Source organism: Novosphingopyxis sp. YJ-S2-01 (genome assembly GCF_016093175.1).
Lineage (GTDB): Bacteria > Pseudomonadota > Alphaproteobacteria > Sphingomonadales > Sphingomonadaceae > Novosphingopyxis > Novosphingopyxis iocasae.
In genome coordinates this window covers 1,054,055-1,072,307 of the sequence record NZ_JAEDAI010000001.1, presented here as the reverse complement: position 1 = coordinate 1,072,307, position 18,253 = coordinate 1,054,055, and the positions used below count along the sequence as shown (strand labels likewise).

Below are 18,253 nucleotides of genomic sequence, written 5' to 3'. Positions count from 1 at the left end.
CTCCATGCGCCTGAAGAAGCTTCGCCTCGCCGGTTTCAAGAGCTTCGTCGAACCCGCCGAACTGCGCATAGAGCCGGGGCTGACCGGCGTCGTCGGCCCCAATGGCTGCGGCAAATCGAACCTGCTCGAAGCGATTCGCTGGGTGATGGGCGAAAACAGCCCGAAATCCATGCGCGGCGGCGGAATGGAAGACGTGATCTTCGCGGGCACCGCCACCCGCCCGCAGCGCCAGTTCGCCGAGGTTTCGCTGCTCGCCGAAATCGGCGAAGATACCGCCGGACCGATCTCCGCAGACGGAGGCGAGATCGAGGTGGTACGCCGCATCGAGCGGGGCGCAGGCTCCGCCTATCGCGCCAATGGCCGCGATGTACGTGCAAAGGACGTGGCGCTGCTATTTGCCGATGCCGCCACCGGAGCGCACAGCCCCGCGCTCGTCAGCCAAGGACGCATCGCCGCGGTGATCGCTGCGAAGCCTGCCGAGCGGCGCATGATGCTGGAAGAAGCAGCCGGAATCGCCGGCCTTCACGCGCGCCGCAAGGATGCCGAGCAAAAATTGCGCGGGGCCGAAACCAATCTGCAGCGCGTCGATACCATGCTGGGCGATATGGACACGCGCGCCGGAACGCTGCGGCGGCAGGCCAAGGCGGCGATGCGCTACAAGGCCCTTTCGGCGGAAATTTTGCAAGCCGAGGCCATGCTGATCCATGTCCGCTGGCGCGATGCCCGCCGCGCGGCGGAAGCAGCGCGTGCCGAAGCGGACGCTGCTGAAGCGAAGGCGAAGCAGGCGGCGCAGCGGCGCGAGCGGCTGCAGATCGATCGCCACCGCGCGGCCAAGGCGCTGGAGAGCGCCCGCGAACGGCAGGGCCGTGCGCGCGAAGAAGCGGCTCGGATCGATTCGCGCCTCGCCTCCCTGCGTGCCGAGCGCGCCCAGTTGGGCGCGCGGATCGAAGACCTGCGCCGCCAGAGCGAGCAGATCGAGGAGGATTTGACCGAAGAGGATCGGCGCGGCCGCGATGCGGTGGAGCGGCTGGAGGCGCTGCGTGTCAACGTGGCGGAGGTGGGCACCGAGCTTACCCGGCTCGAGGAAGAGCGCCCCGCACTGGAGCGCGAACTCGACGCCGCCGACCGCGCCGCGCGCGAGAACGAGCTGGCGCTCGCCAAGGCGCGTGCCGAGCTGGCCCGGATCGATGCGGATCGGCAGGTCGCGAACGCCGCGCGCGCGGCAGCGGAACGGCGGCTGGCGGAAGTGGATGCGGATCGCGAGCGCACGCAGACCGCTTTGGCCGAACTGCCGGACATCGCGGCGCTGAAGCAGGCGCTGGCCGAAGCCGAGACCCAGATTGCCTCGCATAAGAAGGCGGCCGCGGACGCAGATTCGCAGTGGGACGCCGCACGCGAAGAGCGTGAGACTGCACGCCTCGCCGCGGATGAACTGGCGCAGACCCTATCCGCCGCGCGGTCCCGCCTGGCAGGCCTTCGCGGAGAAGGCAAGGCGATCGAACAGGCGCTCGCGTCCCAAAAGGGCCGCGGCAAACGTGCGGTCGATGCGGTGCGCGCCGAACCGGGCTTCGAAACCGCGCTGGCAGCGGCGCTGGGGGATGATCTCCATGCCGCGCTGGAGGCAGGCGCGGCGCGGTACTGGGGCGGCGCGCCGTGCCACGAGGATGCCGGGCCGGAAGGTGCCGAGCGACTGTCCGATCATGTCGAGGCCCCCGCCGCGCTGGGCGCACGCCTGTCGCAAATATGGGTTGTGGAAGAAGACCATGGCCAGCCGCTCGCCCTCGGCCAGCGGCTGGTGACGCGCGCCGGTCTCGTGCGGCGTTGGGACGGCTTTATCGCCACCGTCCCCGCAGCGGGCGACCTTGCCGAGCAATTGGTGCGGCGCAACCGGCTGCGCGAACTGAGTACCCTGATCGAAAGCCAGCAGGCCGAGATCACCGAGCTGGAAAGGCTCGAGACGCAGATCGCCGAACAGCGCGGGCAGATCGACGAAGTGATTGCCGGTGCCCGCCAGCGCGTGCGCGCTGCCGAGGAAGCGGAACGGGAAGCAAAACGGGAGCGCGACCGGGCGGAAGGCCGCATCGAACGCAGCGAGGGCCTCAGCGCCGATCTGGAGGCGCGCCTTTTCGCCAATACGGAACGGCGCGGCGAGGCCGAGCAGCAATTGGCCGATGCGCAAAGCGCGCTCGCGCAACTGCCCGATGACGCAGCGCTGCGCGAGCGGACAGGAGAACTCGAACGGTCGGGCGACACGCTGCGCGATCTTTTGCGCACGCGGCAGGCAGGCCTCTCTGCGCTGGACCAGTCGATCGCCGCTACGCGTGAACGCCGCGCCGGGACACAGGCCGACATCCGATCGCATGAGAGCCGCAAGAGCGATGCCGTGGAGCGCCAGTCCGCGCTCGCAAAGCGCCGGAAAGACACCGCCCGGCAGCTCGATACGATCGCCGACAGACCCGATCAGTTGGACGAGGAGATTGCAGGTCTCGAACGCGAGGCGTCTGCGGCAACGCAGGCGCTGGCGAGCCATGAGAGCGAGTTCACCCAGTCCGATGAAAAGCTGCGCGCGCTGGAGGCCGAGCTGGCCGAGGCGGAGGAGGCGCTGTCCGGTGCCCGCGAAGAGCGTGCGGGTGCGGCGGCGCGGGCGGACAATCAGGAATTGCGCCGCGCCGAAATGGTTCGCATTGCCTCCGAACGCTTCCAATGTGCGCCGCAAGCACTGCCGCAGGTGCATGATTTCGATCCGTCCGAAGACCGCGATGCCTCGGAAATTCCGGCCCAGCTGGAAAAGCTGCAGGCTTCACGCGAGCGGATCGGGCCGGTCAATCTGGTCGCCGACAGCGAACTGGAGGAGCTGACCGCAGAGATCGGCACCAGCCGCGCCGAGGCGGACGAGCTGGCCCAGGCGATCGCGCGACTGCGCGGATCGATCGGCAGCCTCAACCGCGAAGGCCGCCAGCGCCTGCTCGCCGCCTTCGAGGCGGTGAACGGCCATTTCCAGCGGCTGTTCACCACGCTGTTCGAAGGCGGCGCGGCGCATCTGGAGCTGATCGAAAGCGACGATCCGCTGGAAGCGGGGCTGGAAATCATGGCCCAGCCGCCGGGCAAGAAGCTGGCCGCGTTGACGCTGCTTTCAGGGGGCGAACAGGCGCTGACTGCGGTCGCCCTGATCTTCGGCCTGTTCCTCACCAACCCCGCGCCCATCTGCGTACTGGACGAAGTCGATGCACCGCTGGACGATGCCAATATCGAACGCTTTTGCGGGCTTTTGGAAAGAATGACGAAAGAAACCGAAACGCGCTATTTGATCGTCACGCATAATGCGGTGACGATGAGCCGGATGGACCGGCTATTCGGCGTCACCATGATGGAACATGGTGTGAGCAGGCTGGTCTCGGTGGACCTCAACGCTGCTGAGGAATTGCTCGCGGCAGAGTAAGATTATTGCAGCGATTTGCAATTTTGGGGGAGGCATGCTATATCATTGGCATGCAACAACTAGATCAGACCGACTTTTACATTTTCACCGACGCCGAAGCAGATGCCCTGAAGGGTGGCTTGGTTGACGACATGAAATCCCCCAGCCCGATCGTACCGAGCGGATGCGGCGCCATGATGCGCGTGGCAGAGCAGGACGATGTGGTATTCCTGGAAAAAGCGCTTCCCTGATTGCGCCGCCGTCTGACGGGTTCAGGCGGTTCCCACCACGAAGCAGGCCAGGGCCATCAATAGCCCCGCGAACCTGTTCGACCGAAATTTGGCCAGGGCGTCCGCTCCATCTTCGGGGCGGAGCGTTGCCGCTTGCCACGCAAGGTGCGCGGCGACGGGCAACAGTGCCAGATAGGCGAACGGGTCCGGGAAACGCTGCCCCAAAGCCATGAGCCACAGCGCAATCGTTGCCAGATAACAGCTGGCGACGCCAACGCGTACGTTTTTGCCCAGTCGCAACGCGCTGGAGCGAATGCCGACGAGCGCGTCGTCCTCACGGTCCTGTAGCGCGTAGATGGTGTCATAACCGATCACCCAGAAGACGCATCCAGCATAGAGCAGGATCGCGCCCAGCGGCACTGTGCCGGTAAAGGCGCTCCAGCCGACCAGCGCGCCCCATGAAAACACGAGGCCCAGCCATGCCTGCGGCCACCACGTAATGCGCTTCATGAAGGGATAGGCCGCGACCAATGCGAGGCTGCCGAGCGCCACGAGGCGCGCGGTCCAGTTCAGCTGTAGCCATGTGATCAGCCCGATCAGGCATAGCAGGCCCAGCCAGATCCATGCCGCCTTGCGCGAAACCGCTCCGCTCGCGAGCGGGCGCGACGCGGTGCGCGCAACCTGCCGGTCCAGATCTCGGTCGATAATGTCATTATAGACGCATCCCGCGCCGCGCATCGCGATGGCACCGAGCAGCAACCACAGCAAAAGATCCCAGCGCGCCAGCGCGCCGCCTGCCAAGGCGAGCCCGAAGGCACAGGGCCAGAACAGCAGCCACCATCCGATCGGCCGGTCAAACCGCGCCAGAAGTGCGAACGGACGCGCGGCGGGTGGGAGGGGGCCGATGAGCCCGCGATGTTCGCTGTCCGGTACGCCGCCATGTCCGCGCCCGGCTTCCGCGCCGGATCGATCATTCTGAGTCATCCCTGCCCCCTACACCGTTCGGGTCGAGGTTGTCGAAGCCCTGTTCAGTTGTCATGAATCGCTGAGAGAAAACAGACATCGCTGCGCCGCGCCGTCGTCGGCAAGCTCGGCGGCAAACGGATTGAAAGAGGGAAATTCATGCCCGCAACGCCCGCCTGGCCTCCGCGCTCCGCCCCGAGACTTTTCGTCGAGCAGGAACTGAGTGAAGGCACCGAGGTGGCGCTGGACGGCCCCGCGGCGCATTATCTTCTCAAGGTCATGCGGCTGAGCGAAGGCGCCCCGCTCACCCTGTTCGACGATCGCACCGGCGATTATGCCGCAACCGTGACGCAGGCCGGCAAGCGCGATCTCATCGTGCGGGCGGACGAGCGCCTGCGCCCGCGCGAAGACGTGCCGGATCTGTGGCTGTGCGCCGCACCGATCAAGCGCCAGCGCTTCGACTGGGTGGCGGAAAAGGCCAGCGAGCTCGGCGTGCGCCGGTTCCAGCCAGTGGCGACGGCGCGTGCAGTAGTTGACAAGGTGAAGGACGACCGCGTTCGCGCGCATATGATCGAGGCCGCCGAACAATGCGAACGCAACGCGCTGCCCGAACTCGGCGAGCTGACGCCGCTTTCCATATTGCTCGCCGACTGGCCGGAAGACCGGTACCTGTTCTTCTGCGATGAGCGCGGCGGCGGCTCGTTCCGATCGGCCCTGCGCGCGCATGACGGCCCCGCCGCGATCCTGATCGGGCCCGAAGGCGGGTTTACCGATGATGAAAACGCAGCGATCCGTGCCTGCCCGCAAGCGGTCCCCGTCTCGCTCGGCCCGCGCATCTTGCGCGCCGACACCGCAGCGGTGGCGGCGGTGAGCCTGTGGATGGCGGGCCGCGGCGACTGGGGCTGAACGCGAGCGAGCCGTAGCTTCGCACTTGCCGCTCGCCGCAACTGCGTTCCCTTTTGCCACCCAACCCCTTCCCATCATGCCCCCGGCTTCCTACAGCAGCCCGCATGAGCACGCGGTCCAATTCGACGAGCAACGATCCGGTCATCGAGAGCCGCGACGACCTTCTGGCGCCCATGATTGCGGGGGAGAAGCCGAAGGAGCGCTGGCGCATTGGCACCGAGCACGAGAAATTCGTCTTCTGCCGCGATAGCCACGCCGCCCCTAGTTACGACGAAGAAGGCGGCATCCGCGATCTTCTTCTGTCGCTCGAGCAGTTCGGCTGGTCCCCGGTCGAGGAGCTGGGCCCCAGCGGCAATATGAACGTCATCGCCATGAGCGGTGAGGACGGCACCGTCAGCCTAGAGCCCGCCGGACAGCTGGAACTTTCGGGTGCGCCGCTCGACAATCTACACCAGACTTGCGCGGAGGCGGGACGGCATCTCACGCAGGTGAAGAAGATCGGCGCGGAAACCGGCAAGGGTTTCCTGGGCCTCGGCATGTGGCCGGACAAGGCGCGCAGCGATCTGCCCATCATGCCCAAGGGCCGCTACAAGATCATGATGGACCATATGCCGCGCGTCGGCACGCTGGGCCTCGATATGATGCTGCGCACTTGCACCATCCAGGTGAACCTCGATTACGCTTCGGAAGCGGACATGGTGCAGAAATTCCGCACCGGCCTAGCCCTCCAGCCGCTCGCCACCGCCTTGTTCGCCAACTCGCCGTTTACCGAGGGCAAGCCCAATGGCTATCTCAGCTATCGCAGCCACATCTGGTCGGACACCGATCCGCACCGCACCGGCATGCTGCCTTTCGTATTTGAAGACGGCTTCGGCTATGATCGCTATGTCGAATATATGCTCGACGTGCCGATGTACTTCGTGTTTCGCGAGGGCCGTTATATCGACGCAGCGGGGCTCAGTTTTCGGGATTTCCTCGACGGCAAGCTATCCGTGCTGCCGGGGGAGCGGCCGACTGAGAGCGACTGGGTGGACCATCTGTCCACCGCCTTCCCCGAAGTGCGCCTGAAAAGCTTCCTCGAAATGCGCGGCGCCGACGGCGGCCCGTGGAACCGCATTTGCGCCCTGCCCGCTTTGTGGGTCGGCCTGCTCTACGATCAGAACGCGCTCGATGCGGCTTGGAATCTCGTCAAGGACTGGACGATCGATGAGCGGCAGGAATTGCGCGACGCCGTGCCGAAGCACGCCCTGAAAGCGCCGATCCCCGGCGGCGGCACGCTGCGCGATCTGGCGCGCGAGGTGCTTGCCATCGCCGCGCAGGGCCTCACTGCCCGCGCCCGCCTGAACAGCAGCGGCGACAATGAAACCGGCTTTCTCGATCCGCTCCACGAAGTGGTTGCCAGCGGTAAGACCCATGCCGAGCGCATGCTGGATCATTATCATGGCCGCTGGAACGGCGATGTCAGCCATGTCTACGACGAGGAAAGTTTTTAAGATCGCGCCGCTATTCCGCTGGCACGATCTCCGGCGTAGGCCGCGTGCGCTGTCCCAGTCGGCCGCCGCTGAATTTGCGCAAAAAGCGCCGCCAGACGGCGTTTTCTTCCGACCAGTCATAATAGGTTTGATAGACAGGATCGGCTAGGAGATGCTTCTCCTCGGTCCGGGCGCGCCAGTAATAGACCGCGCTCACCAGCGCCATCAGCGCGCTATTGCGTAAGGCATCGGCCAGGCTGCCGCTGGTCACAATGAACGGCAAGGTTGCCGCCCACCAATAGGCGTTTTTGGCGAGATAGGCCGGGTGCCGCGTCCATTTATAGGGCCCGTGCGTCAAAATCCCGCGATGCGTGAGGTTGGAAAAACGCAGGCCGAAGGCCACGGTGGCGTAGGCGTAGACGCCGGTCAGAACCACCAGCACCGCGCCCCAGATGGCTAGCAGCGCCGGGTAGCCCGCGAACCAGCTCGACCAGCTGGCCGTACCCACCTGATAATCCAGCGGACCGCCGCCGTTCATCAGGGTAAAGGGCGGATAGCAGATCAGCGCGGCCACCCAGCCGGCGAGATAGGGGTTGGCGGTGCGGATATGGCTGTCGAGAGGGCGCATGGTCAGCAGATAGCCAACGGTGGCGAGCTGAACGTCGACCAGAAACATGGTGGTGATCAGAGCGCTGGCGATCCAGACGGGATTTCGCGCGATTTCGGAAAGATCGAAATTCACAACGGTGCTGAAGCCCGGCGGCACGATGGCCAGCATGAACGCCAGAAAAAATCCCTTCACTGCCCAGGCGCGCAGGTGGTGGTGGATCATTTCGCGGTCCCAGCCGCCACGCCCCGCGATCCAGGCACCGAAATGCCAGGCGCCGTCCTTCGGCTCGATCAGGTGCCGGCCCAGCCAGACCACATAGGGGACGGACAGCACGATCAGCGGCACCAGCGCCATCTCGAACAGATGCATGGAAAAGGGATAATCGGCAAAGCGCGTTTCCCACCAGAATCGGCCCACCGCATAGACCGCGGCTATCAGCCCCCAAGTTGCCCAGAAGCCCGTGATCTTGACGATCGAGATGTCGACCACATCCGCCAGCGGGCGCTTCAGCGACCAGTCGATCCCCGTGCTCGGCCGCCGATGCACCTTTTCGATCAGAAGCGACCAGAGGATCATGGGGGCGCCGCAAGCGATGATGCCGAGCAGCGCCGCATTTGGCCCGCTCGCCCGCTCCGGGAGGCCTGGAAAGCCCAGAATATCTGCCAGCGCACCGAAATTGCGTGCGATCATCACCCAGATTGCGAGGCCCGCCAGTCCGGACAGGCCGACGCCGATACCCACGGCGGATGCCGGGCGGACCGATGATGCGCGATCGCTCATGCCCGCTCGCTTAACCGAAGAAGGTAAGCGGACGGTGAAGACGGCTTAACCTTCGTCAGGCTCCGTAACGAACAGCCACTGGCAGAGCACAACCGCCACCAAGGTGCCGACAATCTGTCCGGCAAGGAACAGCGGCACATCGGGCAGGGCAATGCCGGCAAAAGTGTCGCTGAGCGCGCGCGCCACGGTAATCGCGGGATTGGCGAAGCTGGTGGAGCTCGTAAACCAGTAGCCCGCGCTGATATAGGCCCCGACGGCGGGCGCAATCCAGGCGGGGCGATAGCGCACCGTGCCGAGGATGGTGACGATCAGCCCGAAGGTGGCAATCCCCTCGCTGAACGCCTGCGCCGCGCCTGAGCGCACATGTGTGGAGAACTGGAATACCGGCAGTTCGAACATCAGATGTGCCGCCCAGACGCCCAGGATGCCGCCCGCCAGCTGGACCAGCGCATACATTCCCGCCTCGCCTGCCCCGATCTCTCGCCGGATCAGCGCGGTAAGCGTCACCGCAGGGTTGAAATGCGCGCCGGAGATGGGGGCCAGCATGGTGATAAGGACGAAGAGGATCGCGCCCGTCGCCAGCGTATTACCCAGAAGCGCGATGGCTACATTCCCGCCCGCCAGCGTTTCGCCCATGATGCCCGATCCGATGACCGTGCCGAACAGAAAGAAGCTGCCCAGTGCTTCGGCGGCTAGCCGCCGCGCGGTGCCGGGATGCGGCGCCCGGCGCGGCACCGCATCTCTCAGCAGATGCTCGCTCATCGATTGTCCCTCAGTTGGCGGCCACCAGCACGCCGAGGCAGATTACCACCGCGCTTGTAATCGCCATACGCAGCCGCAGGTAGGAAAGCGGCACGGTGCCCTGCGAATAAGCGCGCCAGTCTAAAAGCAGAAGCAGCGCGAACAGCACCGAGATGGCCAGCGGAATCACGTTCGCAGGAAGAAACAGAAGTGCGAGCCACGCCGCAATCGCCGCGATATTGCTGCCGATGAGAAGCAGCGGATCGGCGCGGCGCGCTATCGCAAGGCCCCAGAAGGTGCCCGCCATGAAGCTGAGGATAATCACCGCCCACCAGGCAAAGGCAGTGCGGACGAGCGGGTAATACCCCTCCGGGCCGATCGGCACGATCAGGTACAGCGCGCCCGCCGCGAACGGAATGACCCCCGCGGCGGTCAGTGCGATGACGAGCGGTGGCAGGGTCTTCGGCTTGGGTTCGTCCATGGCCCAAGCTTATCGCCGTTTTGGGCCGGAGTCGAAGCCTTGATAGTTCAGGCGGAATGGACGCTGAAGACGAGCTGCACCACAAATAGCGCCAGCAGCACCCCGCCCTCACGCCGTCCGACGCGGTAATGCGTCACGGCGAAGAACAGCATGATGGCGGTGATCGCCAGCAGATAGGGCAGACCGAAGGAAATCAGTTCCGCGGGCATGGAATTGGGGGCAGCCAGGGCGGTGACGCCGCCAATAAGGAGCAGGTTGAACAGGTTCGATCCCAGGATATTGCCCAGCGCCACCGCGCTGGCCTTTTTCATCGCAGCGATGATCGTGGTCACCGCTTCTGGCAGCGAGGTGCCGATCGCCACGATGGTAAGGCCGATGGTGGTCTGCGACAGGCCGAAATAGGTGGCGATATCCACCGCACCGGAGATCAGCCATTCGCCGCCAAGACCGATGCTGGCAAGCCCGCCGATCAGATACAGCACCGATCGCCAAAGCGGCGTGGCCTTGGCGTTTTCCTCTCCGTCCGACGCGGCGGCGCGGGCTTCCTTTTGGGCGGCACCGCTGGCGCGCTCGCTGAAATAGGCGAACACGATATAGGCGGCGAGGAGCATAAGCGCGGCGATGCCGGCCACCGTCCCGATCATGTTCGCAAGCGCCCCCAGATACAGCGAGGCGGTGACCGCCAGCGCCAACCCGGCATCACGCCACAACGGCTTTCGCTCCACCGCCAGCGGAAAGATCACCGCGGCCAACCCAAGAATGAGCAAGCTGTTGGCAAGATTCGATCCGATGATGTTGCCCCAGGCGATCGCCGGCGCGCCGGAGCGCACCGCCTCGATACTGGCGACCAGTTCGGGCGCCGAGGTGCCGAAGGCTACGATCGTCAGGCCGATGAGCAACTGGCTGAGCCCTGCGCGCTCCGCCAGCGCCACCGCGCCGCGTACAAGAAACTCGCCGCCGCCGACCAGCAGGACGAGCCCTGCCACCAGTGCGAGCGAGGCGGCCAGCATGCTTATTTCGGGCGGCGGCCGAGCAGGCGCAGGCGCAGCGCGTTCAGCTTGATGAAGCCTTCCGCATCGCGCTGATCATATTTGCCGGCATCATCCTCGAACGTGACCACGTCCTTGGAATAGAGATCGAAATTCACGTCCGCGCGGCGGCCGGTGATGTGCACCCCGCCCTTATAAAGCTTCAGGCGAACCTCGCCGGTTACCTTCTGCTGGCTGTGGTCGATCGCGGCCTGCAGCATCTCGCGCTCCGGGCTGAACCAGAAGCCGTTGTAGATGAGCTCGGCGTAGCGCGGCATCATCTCGTCCTTCAGATGCGCAGCGCCCCGGTCCAGCGTCAGCTGCTCGATCGCACGGTGGGCGGCGGCGTAGATGGTGCCGCCCGGCGTTTCGTACATGCCGCGGCTCTTCATGCCGACGAAACGGTTCTCGACCAGATCGAGCCGGCCGATGCCATGCTCGCGGCCCAGCATGTTGAGCGCGGTCAGCAGCGTGGCGGGCGACATCGCCTCGCCGTCCAGCGACACGCCGTCGCCCTTTTCGAAGCCGATCACGATATCGCGCGGGGTATCGGGCGCGTCCCACGGATTGACGGTGCGCGAATAGACGTAATCGGGCGTCTCTTCCCACGGATCTTCCAGCACCAGCCCCTCGGACGAGGTGTGGAGAAGGTTTGCGTCGGTAGAGAACGGCGCTTCGCCGCGCTTGTCCTTGGGCACGTCGATCTGATGCTCTTCGGCCCATTCGATGAGGCGCGTGCGGCTCGTCAGATCCCATTCGCGCCAGGGGGCGATGATCTTGATGTCCGGGTTCAGCGCATAAGCGCTAAGTTCGAAGCGGACCTGATCGTTGCCCTTGCCCGTCGCGCCGTGCGCGATGGCGTCCGCGCCGGTTTCACGCGCAATCTCGATCAGGCGCTTGGAAATCAGCGGCCGCGCGATCGAGGTGCCGAGCAGATAGTCGCCCTCGTACCGCGCATTGGCGCGCATCATCGGGAAGACATAGTCCTTCACGAACTCTTCGCGCAGATCCTCGATGAAGATGTGATCGTCCGGCACGCCCATCTTCACGGCCTTGTCGCGGGCCGGCCCCAGTTCTTCGCCCTGCCCCAGATCGGCGGTGAAGGTCACCACCTCGCAGCCTCGCTCCACCTGCAGCCATTTCAGGATGACGCTGGTATCGAGCCCCCCGGAATATGCGAGGACGACTTTCTGGGGCTTGCTGGCCATGGCGGGAGAACTCCTTGTCTAGACGCGGTTCGCGCTAGTCCGCCGCGCCGCGCCTATCAAGCGCGCTTTCACCTTTCAGGGAACGCAGCAGTCCGGGAAAATACAGCGCGAGCGCCCCCGCGCGGAACACATAGCTCATCAGAAACGCCGTCCATACGCCGCCATTGCCGCCATTGCCGCCATTGCCGCCATTGCCGCCCAGCGCATGGTCCCCGCGCAGGATTAGATCAAGCGCGAGATAGAGCCCGGTCGATAGCAGCGCCGCGTTGCGCAACGCCCGGCCCCGCGTTGCTCCGATGAAGATGCCATCGAGCAACCAGCTGGGCATACCGATGAGTGGAATGGCGACGACGAACGGTAGGAAGGCTTCTGCGATGTTCCGCACCGCCGGGTCCGTCGTGATGAGAGCGATCGCGCCCGGCCCCGCCGTCCAGAACGCCAGCGCCAGCAATGCGCCGCCGAGTGCCGAAAACTCGCCGGTCAGCCGGATTGCGCGAATAAATTGCGCGCGCGAGCCCAGGCCCACCGCATTGCCGATGCGGCTTTCCGCGGTGAACGCAAAGGCATCGAGGATGAAAGCGGCCACGCTCACGAACTGGAGCAGCACATGGTTCGCGGCGAGCGGCGCGGTGCCGAGCCGCGCCCCGGCATTGGCGAACCAGGCGAACAGAAACAGCAGCGCGATGGTGCGGATCATGATGTCCCCGTTCACCGCCATCAGCCGCCTCATCGCGTCCCAAGCGAACACGGCCTTGCGGGATGCAGGCGCGAGCATGGCGCGCAGATCCAGCCCGGAAAAGCGCAGGCAGAGGATCAGGCCCGCCAGCGCGGCGGTCCATTCGGCCCCCGCCGTTCCGGCACCGACGCCCGCCGCGCTTAGGCCAAGTCCCCAGACGAGGGCGACATCCAGACCGATATTGACGGCGTTCAGCAAAATTTGCAGCGCCAAAGCCGTGCGCGTCCGGCCCAGCCCCAGCAGCCAGCCGTTGATGGCGAAAACAGATAGTGCGGCGGGTGCGCCCCAGAAGCGCGCGGCCACATAAGCCCCCGCCTCGCCCGTCACAGCCTCTCCGCCCGAAAGCAGAGCGAAGGCGAGCTTCGACAGCGGCCATTGCAGCGCCAGCAGCAAAAAGCCGAAACCCGCCCCCAATGCGAGCGAGCGCAGGAGCAACGCGCGCACCTCCCAATCGTCCGCCCGCCCGTCGGCCTGCGCCACCAACCCGGTGGTGCCCATGCGCAGGAAGCCGAAGCTCCAGAACAGCAGGTTTACGATCGTTGCGCCCAGCGCCACCCCGGCCAGCGCTGCGGCGTCTCCGGTCCGCCCGATCACCGTGGCATCCACGATGCCGACCAGCGGCACCGACGCCTGGCCAACCATGATCGGCCAGGCTTGCGCGAAGATGGAGCGGCGGGTGAGAGGAAGCGCGGCCATGGCCCGCCCATGCGGCGTCCGTAGCGGGCTGACAAGCCGTGCCAGCATCGCAGTGCATTTGCGGCCGCAGCTAGTCGGAGAGGTGCTTGGCGGCAGCCTTCGCCCTGTTTGACAAAAAGTTAGAATTTTTCAGTTTAGAGCCCGGCAAATCATAAGCCGCCGGGTCTGGGGGGATTCCGAATGGATGGAGAGGTGAATTGTACGCGGTTGAGGTGGAGCAGCCTGCTCGAATTATATTGCTAAACATCGGCGCGGAATTGAGCACCGAGGAAGCGTGGGGATTGCAGAAGGCGAAAAACGACGCGGTGGAATCCCTGGGCCCGCCCTATGCCGATCATGCGAGGCTGATGGACGTCAGCAAGCTTCGTATTCAGCCACAGGAGATCATCCAAGCCTTCGTCGAATATAGCCTGAAGACCCACATGCCTTCGCGCAGGGTGGCCATCATGGTAGGCGAGGGAACGAGCAAAATGCAGTTTCGCCGAATTGTCCAGAAGGAGGGGCTTCGCGACGATATGCAGCTCTTTTCGGATCGTGAGGAAGCGCTGGGCTGGCTGAGGGACACATGTTTCTCCGGGTCTGATCCCTCAGTCTGACCAAGACCGGACAGAAAGAACGTGTAAGCACCATGTTCGAGCAAGGACGATTCGCGTTCATCTGACCCAAGCCAGCTTCCCGGAGACCTCTTCTGCCGGACATCGCCAGCTTTTCGACCGCCGCGATTGCGGGCATCTTTTTTGCCACGGCCATGGTCATTGCGCTTCTGGGCACCCGGATGGCTGGACTGGCCGATGTGATCGCGGATCGCACCGGCTTGGGCGAGGCGCTGATTGGATCGGTCCTGCTGGGCGCGGGCACGAGCATCGCCGGCATCGTTACGTCGGCCAGCACGGCGGCGAGCGGCGCGGCGGACCTCAGCGTTTCCAACGCGCTTGGCGGCATTGCGGCGCAGACCATGTTTCTGGCGCTGGCCGACATCTTCTACCGCAAGGTCAATCTGGAACATGCCGCGGCCAGCCCGGTCAATCTGGGACAAGCAACGCTGCTGATCATCTTGATCGTGCTGCCGATCATGGCCGCGATGGCCCCGCCGGTCGCTTTCTTCGGTGTTCACCCGATGACGCCGGTGCTGTTGGTGGTTTACCTCGTCGGCCTGCACAACGCCCATCGCATCCACGAACAACCGATGTGGACGCCGCGCCAGACCGACGAGACGCGCAGCGAAGCGGATGACGAGTGTGAGGATATGCGGCCGCTTTTCCTGCTGGTTACGATGTTCCTGGGGCTGGTCCTGATCGTCGGCATTGCCGGCTGGTTGGTCGGGGAGACGGGAATCGCGCTTTCGGGGCGGCTCGGCATCAGCGGCGGCGTGGTCGGCGCGCTCGGTACCGCGATCGTCACCTCGCTGCCCGAACTCGTGACCACGGTAGCGGCGGTCCGCCGCGGCGCGCTTCAACTGGCGGTTGGCGGCATTATCGGCGGCAACATGTTCGATGCACTGTTCATCGCCGCGAGCGATTTGGCCTATCGAGACGGCAGCATCTATAACGCGATCAGCGATCGCACGGTGTTCTGGATGGCGCTGGTGGCGGTCATGACCGCTATTCTTCTGATGGGTCTGCTGCGCCGCGAACGGCGCGGTCCAGCCAGTATCGGCTGGGAGTCAGTGCTGCTAATCGCTTTATGGGGTGGCGGCGCGGCGTTGCAGATTGCGCTGGGCTGAAACTTTCCGGCGCGCCGGATCGAAGGGAATTAGGTGAAGCAGATGGACAAAGAAGCCGAAAGCCTGCGGCCCGGAACGGTGATCAAGCGTCACCGGCTGTCGACACGCGTCTGGCACTGGGTGAACTTCGTCACACTGATCGTGATGTTCATGAGCGGCCTGATGATCTTCAACGCGCATCCGCGGCTCTATTGGGGCCAATATGGTGCCAATCCCGATCCCGCCTGGCTGGAGATCGGCCAGCGGAACGGCGAAGGCTATCTGCGGATCGGCGAGGCGAGCGTAAACACGACCGGCGTGCTGGGCGTCTGGACGAACGATCAGGGCCAGCGGCAGGCCTGGGCGTTTGCAGGATGGATCACCATCCCGTCGGGCTACAGCTTGGCGGAGGGGCGACGCTGGCACCTCGCATTTGCCTGGATTTTGGGCTTCGGCCTGTTGTTCTACATGCTCTGGTCGCTAGCCAACCGCCATATCGCGCGCGATCTGCACATTCGAAAACGCGAGTGGCGGCCCTCCCATATCTGGCGCGACATCCGCGCGCATGCGAAGCTGCGATTCGATACCGGAGAACCGGGCACCTACAATATCCTGCAAAAATTCAGCTATATCGGCGTGATTTTCATCGCATTGCCGCTGATGGTCCTGACGGGCCTCACCATGTCGCCCCAGATGGACGCGGGCTGGGGCTTTCTGCTGGATCTGTTCGGTGGGCGGCAGAGCGCGCGCTCCATCCATTTCATCACTTGCTGGGCGCTCGTCGCATTCTTCTTCGTGCATATCGCGATGGTGATCCTGGCCGGCCCGCTGAACGAACTGCGCTCGATCATCACCGGACGCTATCGGCTGCCGGATCGCGGCGAGACGGAGGAACGGGCATGACCGACAAGCTCATCCTGCCACGCCGCCGCTTCCTGACCGGCGCCGCCGCAGGCACCGGGGGTCTGCTGCTGTCAGGCTGCGATGCGATCGTTCAGAGCCCCGTCGCTGCCGACATGCTGGATCAGGTCGGCGGGCTCAATCGCCGCTTCCAGCGCGCCGTGTCGCCGCGCGAGGCTTTGGCGAAGGAATATCGTCCGGGCGAGCGCAGCCCCCTTTTCCGCACGAACGGGAACACCTTCCCTGATTCGGCGGCGTATCTGAAGCATATGGCCACGAACTTCGCGGACTGGCGCATTCCCGTTACCGGGCTGGTCGCGCGGCCGCTGGAACTCAGCATGGAGCGCATCCGGTCGCTCCCGCAGCGCTCGCAAATTACCCGGCACGACTGTGTGGAGGGATGGAGCGCGATTGGCCAATGGCAAGGCCCGCAGCTGGGTCCGATCCTGAAAATGGCGGGCTTGAGCGACAAGGCGCGCTACATCGTCTTCCGCTGCGCCGACAATTTCGGTGACCGGCCCTATTATGAATCGATCGATCTGGTCGACGCCTTCCATCCGCAGACGATTCTGGCGTGGCAGATGAACGGCGAACGGCTGCCCATTGGCCATGGCGCGCCGGTCCGCATGCGAATCGAGCGGCAGCTAGGCTATAAACAGGCGAAATTCGTGCAAGGCATCGAAGCGGTAGAGAGCCTTGATGGCATCTACGGCGGCAAGGGCGGCTATTGGGAAGATGTCGCCCGCTACGAATGGTATGCCGGTATCTGATTCGACTGCCTGCGTTGGTCTTCGAAACGCTGCATCATCTAATCCGGCTTACTTACGAGCCTACCCCGGCCAGTTCCCACGTCGCTGAAACCCAAAAGAAAGCCGCGCCGGAGCGATACGCTCCGACGCGGCTGAAAACTGTCGCAAAGCGCTGGGCTTTGCGAAAAGTCTTACATGGCTTCGGTGGTTGCCTCGGCAGCCGGGGTCGCCATGGTGTCACCGGTCATCATGTCGCCCGTGGCCATTTCGCCGGTCATCATGTCACCGGTCATCATGTCCGTGGTGGCCATGTCAGTGGTTTCCATGGTGTCGGTGGTCATGGTGTCGGTTGCGGTTTCGTCGGCGCTCGGCGAGCAAGCGGCGAGGGCGGCGGCACCGATGACGGGCAGAATAACGAACTTCTTCATAACTTTCACTCCTTAGCGTGTAGACGGGCCGTTGTTACGGCTCCGCGCTCAGCGCATCAATGGGTCGATAGGGCTGCGGTTCCCGATCGATTTTCGCCATAGACGCGGATAAAGCGTTCCGCAAGCGCGACTAAGCCATCAGACTGCAACATTTATGCGGTCGGAAACGCCCTCGATTTCAAGGAATTTCTCGGCATCGAGTGCGGCCATGCACCCGGTGCCGGCGGACGTAACTGCTTGGCGATAGACGTGATCCATCACATCGCCGCACGCAAAAACACCTGGAACGCTGGTTTGCGTGGCATTGCCGTTCAGGCCGCTTTCGACGCGAATATAACCGCCATTCATTTCGAGATGACCATCGAACAGTCCCGTATTGGGCTTGTGGCCAATGGCGATGAATACGCCGTGCAGTTCGATATCGCGGGTCGAATCGTCCTTTACGGACTTCACCCGCATGCCGTTGACGCCCATCGGGTCGCCCAGCACCTCGTCCAGCACATGATCCCACAGGATCGTGACCTTGCCCTCGGCCTCCCGCTCGAACAGCCGGTCCTGAAGGATTTTCTCGCTGCGAAGCTTGTCGCGGCGGTGGACCAGGGTGACGTGGCTGGCGATATTGGAGAGATAGAGCGCCTCCTCCACCGCGGTGTTGCCGCCGCCGATGACCGCCACGGGCTTGTTCTTGTAGAAGAAGCCGTCGCAGGTGGCGCAGGCGGACACGCCCTTGCCCATGAACGCTTCTTCCGATGGCAGGCCAAGATATTGCGCGCTCGCCCCCGTCGCGATGATCACCGCGTCGGCAAGGTAATGCCCCGCCCCGCCCTTCAGCCGGAACGGACGCTGCGAAAAGTCCACCTCGTCGATATGATCGGTGACGAGCGCGGTGCCGAAGCGCTCAGCGTGCTTCTTCATGCGCTCCATCAGATCGGGGCCCAGCACGCCGGCATCGTCGCCTGGCCAGTTGTCGACATCGGTGGTGGTCATCAGCTGGCCGCCGAGATCGACGCCCGAGATGATCATCGGCGAAAGATTCGCGCGCGCGGCGTAAACGGCGGCGGTATAGCCCGCCGGGCCCGATCCGATGATGATCACCGGCGCATAGCGCGCGTCGCTGAGATGATGCGTGGACATGAAAATACTCCGAATATCTGTTGGCACGGGACATAGGCAGGAACCCGGTGCGGGCCAAGGCCGATGATTTT

The 18,253-nt window shown here is 64.4% G+C and carries 17 protein-coding genes; 8 read left to right on the top strand and 9 right to left on the bottom strand.

Going from position 1 to position 18,253, the window contains the following annotated elements:
* The first annotated feature begins 4 nt into the window (after window positions 1-4).
* Together smc and I6A82_RS05210 are read left to right on the top strand one after the other, a co-directional pair.
* Complete coding sequence (gene smc / locus I6A82_RS05215) at window positions 5-3,439, top strand: chromosome segregation protein SMC (RefSeq protein WP_198094032.1); 3,435 nt, start codon at window positions 5-7, stop codon at window positions 3,437-3,439.
* A 50-nt stretch (window positions 3,440-3,489) separates the two neighbouring features.
* A complete protein-coding gene (locus I6A82_RS05210; protein WP_198094031.1) occupies window positions 3,490-3,669 on the top strand; it encodes a hypothetical protein in 180 nt (59 codons plus the stop codon).
* Between the two features lie 21 nt (window positions 3,670-3,690).
* Here I6A82_RS05210 and ubiA read toward each other — a convergent pair whose 3' ends face one another.
* Complete coding sequence (gene ubiA / locus I6A82_RS05205) at window positions 3,691-4,632, bottom strand: 4-hydroxybenzoate octaprenyltransferase (protein WP_198094030.1); 942 nt, start codon at window positions 4,630-4,632, stop codon at window positions 3,691-3,693.
* Window positions 4,633-4,770: 138 nt separating this feature from the next.
* Between ubiA and I6A82_RS05200 the strand changes: the two genes are divergently transcribed.
* Both I6A82_RS05200 and I6A82_RS05195 read left to right on the top strand, forming a co-directional pair.
* Window positions 4,771-5,517 carry a 16S rRNA (uracil(1498)-N(3))-methyltransferase gene (locus I6A82_RS05200; protein WP_198094029.1) on the top strand — a complete coding sequence of 249 codons (747 nt, stop codon included), beginning with the start codon at window positions 4,771-4,773 and terminating at the stop codon, window positions 5,515-5,517.
* 104 nt (window positions 5,518-5,621) lie between these two features.
* Window positions 5,622-7,010 (top strand): glutamate--cysteine ligase, encoded by a 1,389-nt coding sequence (locus I6A82_RS05195; protein WP_198094028.1) that lies wholly within the window; start codon window positions 5,622-5,624, stop codon window positions 7,008-7,010.
* 10 nt (window positions 7,011-7,020) lie between these two features.
* Here I6A82_RS05195 and I6A82_RS05190 read toward each other — a convergent pair whose 3' ends face one another.
* From I6A82_RS05190 to I6A82_RS05165, 6 genes are read right to left on the bottom strand one after another with little or no spacing between them, the layout of a single operon-like run.
* A complete protein-coding gene (locus I6A82_RS05190) occupies window positions 7,021-8,379 on the bottom strand; it encodes a methyltransferase family protein (RefSeq protein WP_198094027.1) in 1,359 nt (452 codons plus the stop codon).
* Window positions 8,380-8,424: 45 nt separating this feature from the next.
* Entirely contained in the window at window positions 8,425-9,141 is a 717-nt protein-coding gene (locus tag I6A82_RS05185; RefSeq protein ID WP_198094026.1) for an aquaporin, read from the bottom strand.
* Between the two features lie 10 nt (window positions 9,142-9,151).
* Window positions 9,152-9,601 (bottom strand): DUF3429 domain-containing protein, encoded by a 450-nt coding sequence (locus I6A82_RS05180; protein ID WP_187335392.1) that lies wholly within the window; start codon window positions 9,599-9,601, stop codon window positions 9,152-9,154.
* Window positions 9,602-9,648: 47 nt separating this feature from the next.
* A complete protein-coding gene (locus tag I6A82_RS05175) occupies window positions 9,649-10,611 on the bottom strand; it encodes a calcium/sodium antiporter (protein ID WP_198094025.1) in 963 nt (320 codons plus the stop codon).
* A gap of 2 nt (window positions 10,612-10,613) precedes the next feature.
* Complete coding sequence (locus tag I6A82_RS05170; protein WP_198094024.1) at window positions 10,614-11,837, bottom strand: argininosuccinate synthase; 1,224 nt, start codon at window positions 11,835-11,837, stop codon at window positions 10,614-10,616.
* A gap of 34 nt (window positions 11,838-11,871) precedes the next feature.
* Window positions 11,872-13,269, bottom strand: a complete 1,398-nt coding sequence (locus I6A82_RS05165) for an MATE family efflux transporter (RefSeq protein WP_232343299.1) — start codon at window positions 13,267-13,269, stop codon at window positions 11,872-11,874.
* 197 nt (window positions 13,270-13,466) lie between these two features.
* On the opposite strand from I6A82_RS05165, the gene I6A82_RS05160 reads away from it, so the two are divergent.
* The 4 genes from I6A82_RS05160 to I6A82_RS05145 all read left to right on the top strand — a co-directional run bounded on the left by I6A82_RS05160 (window position 13,467) and on the right by I6A82_RS05145 (window position 16,641).
* The gene (locus I6A82_RS05160; RefSeq protein ID WP_198094023.1) at window positions 13,467-13,865 is read left to right on the top strand and encodes a hypothetical protein; all 399 of its coding nucleotides are present in this window, start codon (window positions 13,467-13,469) and stop codon (window positions 13,863-13,865) included.
* A 92-nt stretch (window positions 13,866-13,957) separates the two neighbouring features.
* On the top strand, window positions 13,958-14,992 hold the full coding sequence (locus I6A82_RS05155) for a sodium:calcium antiporter (protein ID WP_198095492.1): 1,035 nt from the start codon (window positions 13,958-13,960) through the stop codon (window positions 14,990-14,992).
* 42 nt (window positions 14,993-15,034) lie between these two features.
* Window positions 15,035-15,874 carry a cytochrome b/b6 domain-containing protein gene (locus tag I6A82_RS05150; RefSeq protein ID WP_198094022.1) on the top strand — a complete coding sequence of 280 codons (840 nt, stop codon included), beginning with the start codon at window positions 15,035-15,037 and terminating at the stop codon, window positions 15,872-15,874.
* Window positions 15,871-16,641, top strand: a complete 771-nt coding sequence (locus I6A82_RS05145) for a molybdopterin-dependent oxidoreductase (protein WP_198094021.1) — start codon at window positions 15,871-15,873, stop codon at window positions 16,639-16,641. Before I6A82_RS05150 ends, I6A82_RS05145 begins: the two co-directional genes overlap by 4 nt.
* A gap of 170 nt (window positions 16,642-16,811) precedes the next feature.
* Here I6A82_RS05145 and I6A82_RS05140 read toward each other — a convergent pair whose 3' ends face one another.
* Entirely contained in the window at window positions 16,812-17,048 is a 237-nt protein-coding gene (locus I6A82_RS05140; RefSeq protein WP_187335386.1) for a hypothetical protein, read from the bottom strand.
* Between the two features lie 138 nt (window positions 17,049-17,186).
* Window positions 17,187-18,182, bottom strand: a complete 996-nt coding sequence (gene trxB / locus I6A82_RS05135) for a thioredoxin-disulfide reductase (RefSeq protein ID WP_198094020.1) — start codon at window positions 18,180-18,182, stop codon at window positions 17,187-17,189.
* Between the last annotated feature and the right edge of the window lie 71 nt (window positions 18,183-18,253).

Excerpts from the sequence above, each read along its gene's own strand:
- I6A82_RS05195 (WP_198094028.1), top strand. The coding sequence starts at position 5,622 with ATGAGCACGCGGTCCAATTCGACGAGCAACGATCCGGTCATCGAGAGC.
- I6A82_RS05200 (WP_198094029.1), top strand. The coding sequence starts at position 4,771 with ATGCCCGCAACGCCCGCCTGGCCTCCGCGCTCCGCCCCGAGACTTTTC.
- I6A82_RS05180 (WP_187335392.1), bottom strand. The coding sequence starts at position 9,601 with ATGGACGAACCCAAGCCGAAGACCCTGCCACCGCTCGTCATCGCACTG.
- trxB (WP_198094020.1), bottom strand. The coding sequence starts at position 18,182 with ATGTCCACGCATCATCTCAGCGACGCGCGCTATGCGCCGGTGATCATC.
- I6A82_RS05190 (WP_198094027.1), bottom strand. The coding sequence starts at position 8,379 with ATGAGCGATCGCGCATCATCGGTCCGCCCGGCATCCGCCGTGGGTATC.
- I6A82_RS05165 (WP_232343299.1), bottom strand. The coding sequence starts at position 13,269 with ATGGCCGCGCTTCCTCTCACCCGCCGCTCCATCTTCGCGCAAGCCTGG.
- I6A82_RS05175 (WP_198094025.1), bottom strand. The coding sequence starts at position 10,611 with ATGCTGGCCGCCTCGCTCGCACTGGTGGCAGGGCTCGTCCTGCTGGTC.
- smc (WP_198094032.1), top strand. The coding sequence starts at position 5 with ATGCGCCTGAAGAAGCTTCGCCTCGCCGGTTTCAAGAGCTTCGTCGAA.
- I6A82_RS05170 (WP_198094024.1), bottom strand. The coding sequence starts at position 11,837 with ATGGCCAGCAAGCCCCAGAAAGTCGTCCTCGCATATTCCGGGGGGCTC.
- ubiA (WP_198094030.1), bottom strand. The coding sequence starts at position 4,632 with ATGACTCAGAATGATCGATCCGGCGCGGAAGCCGGGCGCGGACATGGC.
- I6A82_RS05210 (WP_198094031.1), top strand. The coding sequence starts at position 3,490 with ATGCAACAACTAGATCAGACCGACTTTTACATTTTCACCGACGCCGAA.
- I6A82_RS05150 (WP_198094022.1), top strand. The coding sequence starts at position 15,035 with ATGGACAAAGAAGCCGAAAGCCTGCGGCCCGGAACGGTGATCAAGCGT.
- I6A82_RS05145 (WP_198094021.1), top strand. The coding sequence starts at position 15,871 with ATGACCGACAAGCTCATCCTGCCACGCCGCCGCTTCCTGACCGGCGCC.
- I6A82_RS05140 (WP_187335386.1), bottom strand. The coding sequence starts at position 17,048 with ATGAAGAAGTTCGTTATTCTGCCCGTCATCGGTGCCGCCGCCCTCGCC.
- I6A82_RS05185 (WP_198094026.1), bottom strand. The coding sequence starts at position 9,141 with ATGAGCGAGCATCTGCTGAGAGATGCGGTGCCGCGCCGGGCGCCGCAT.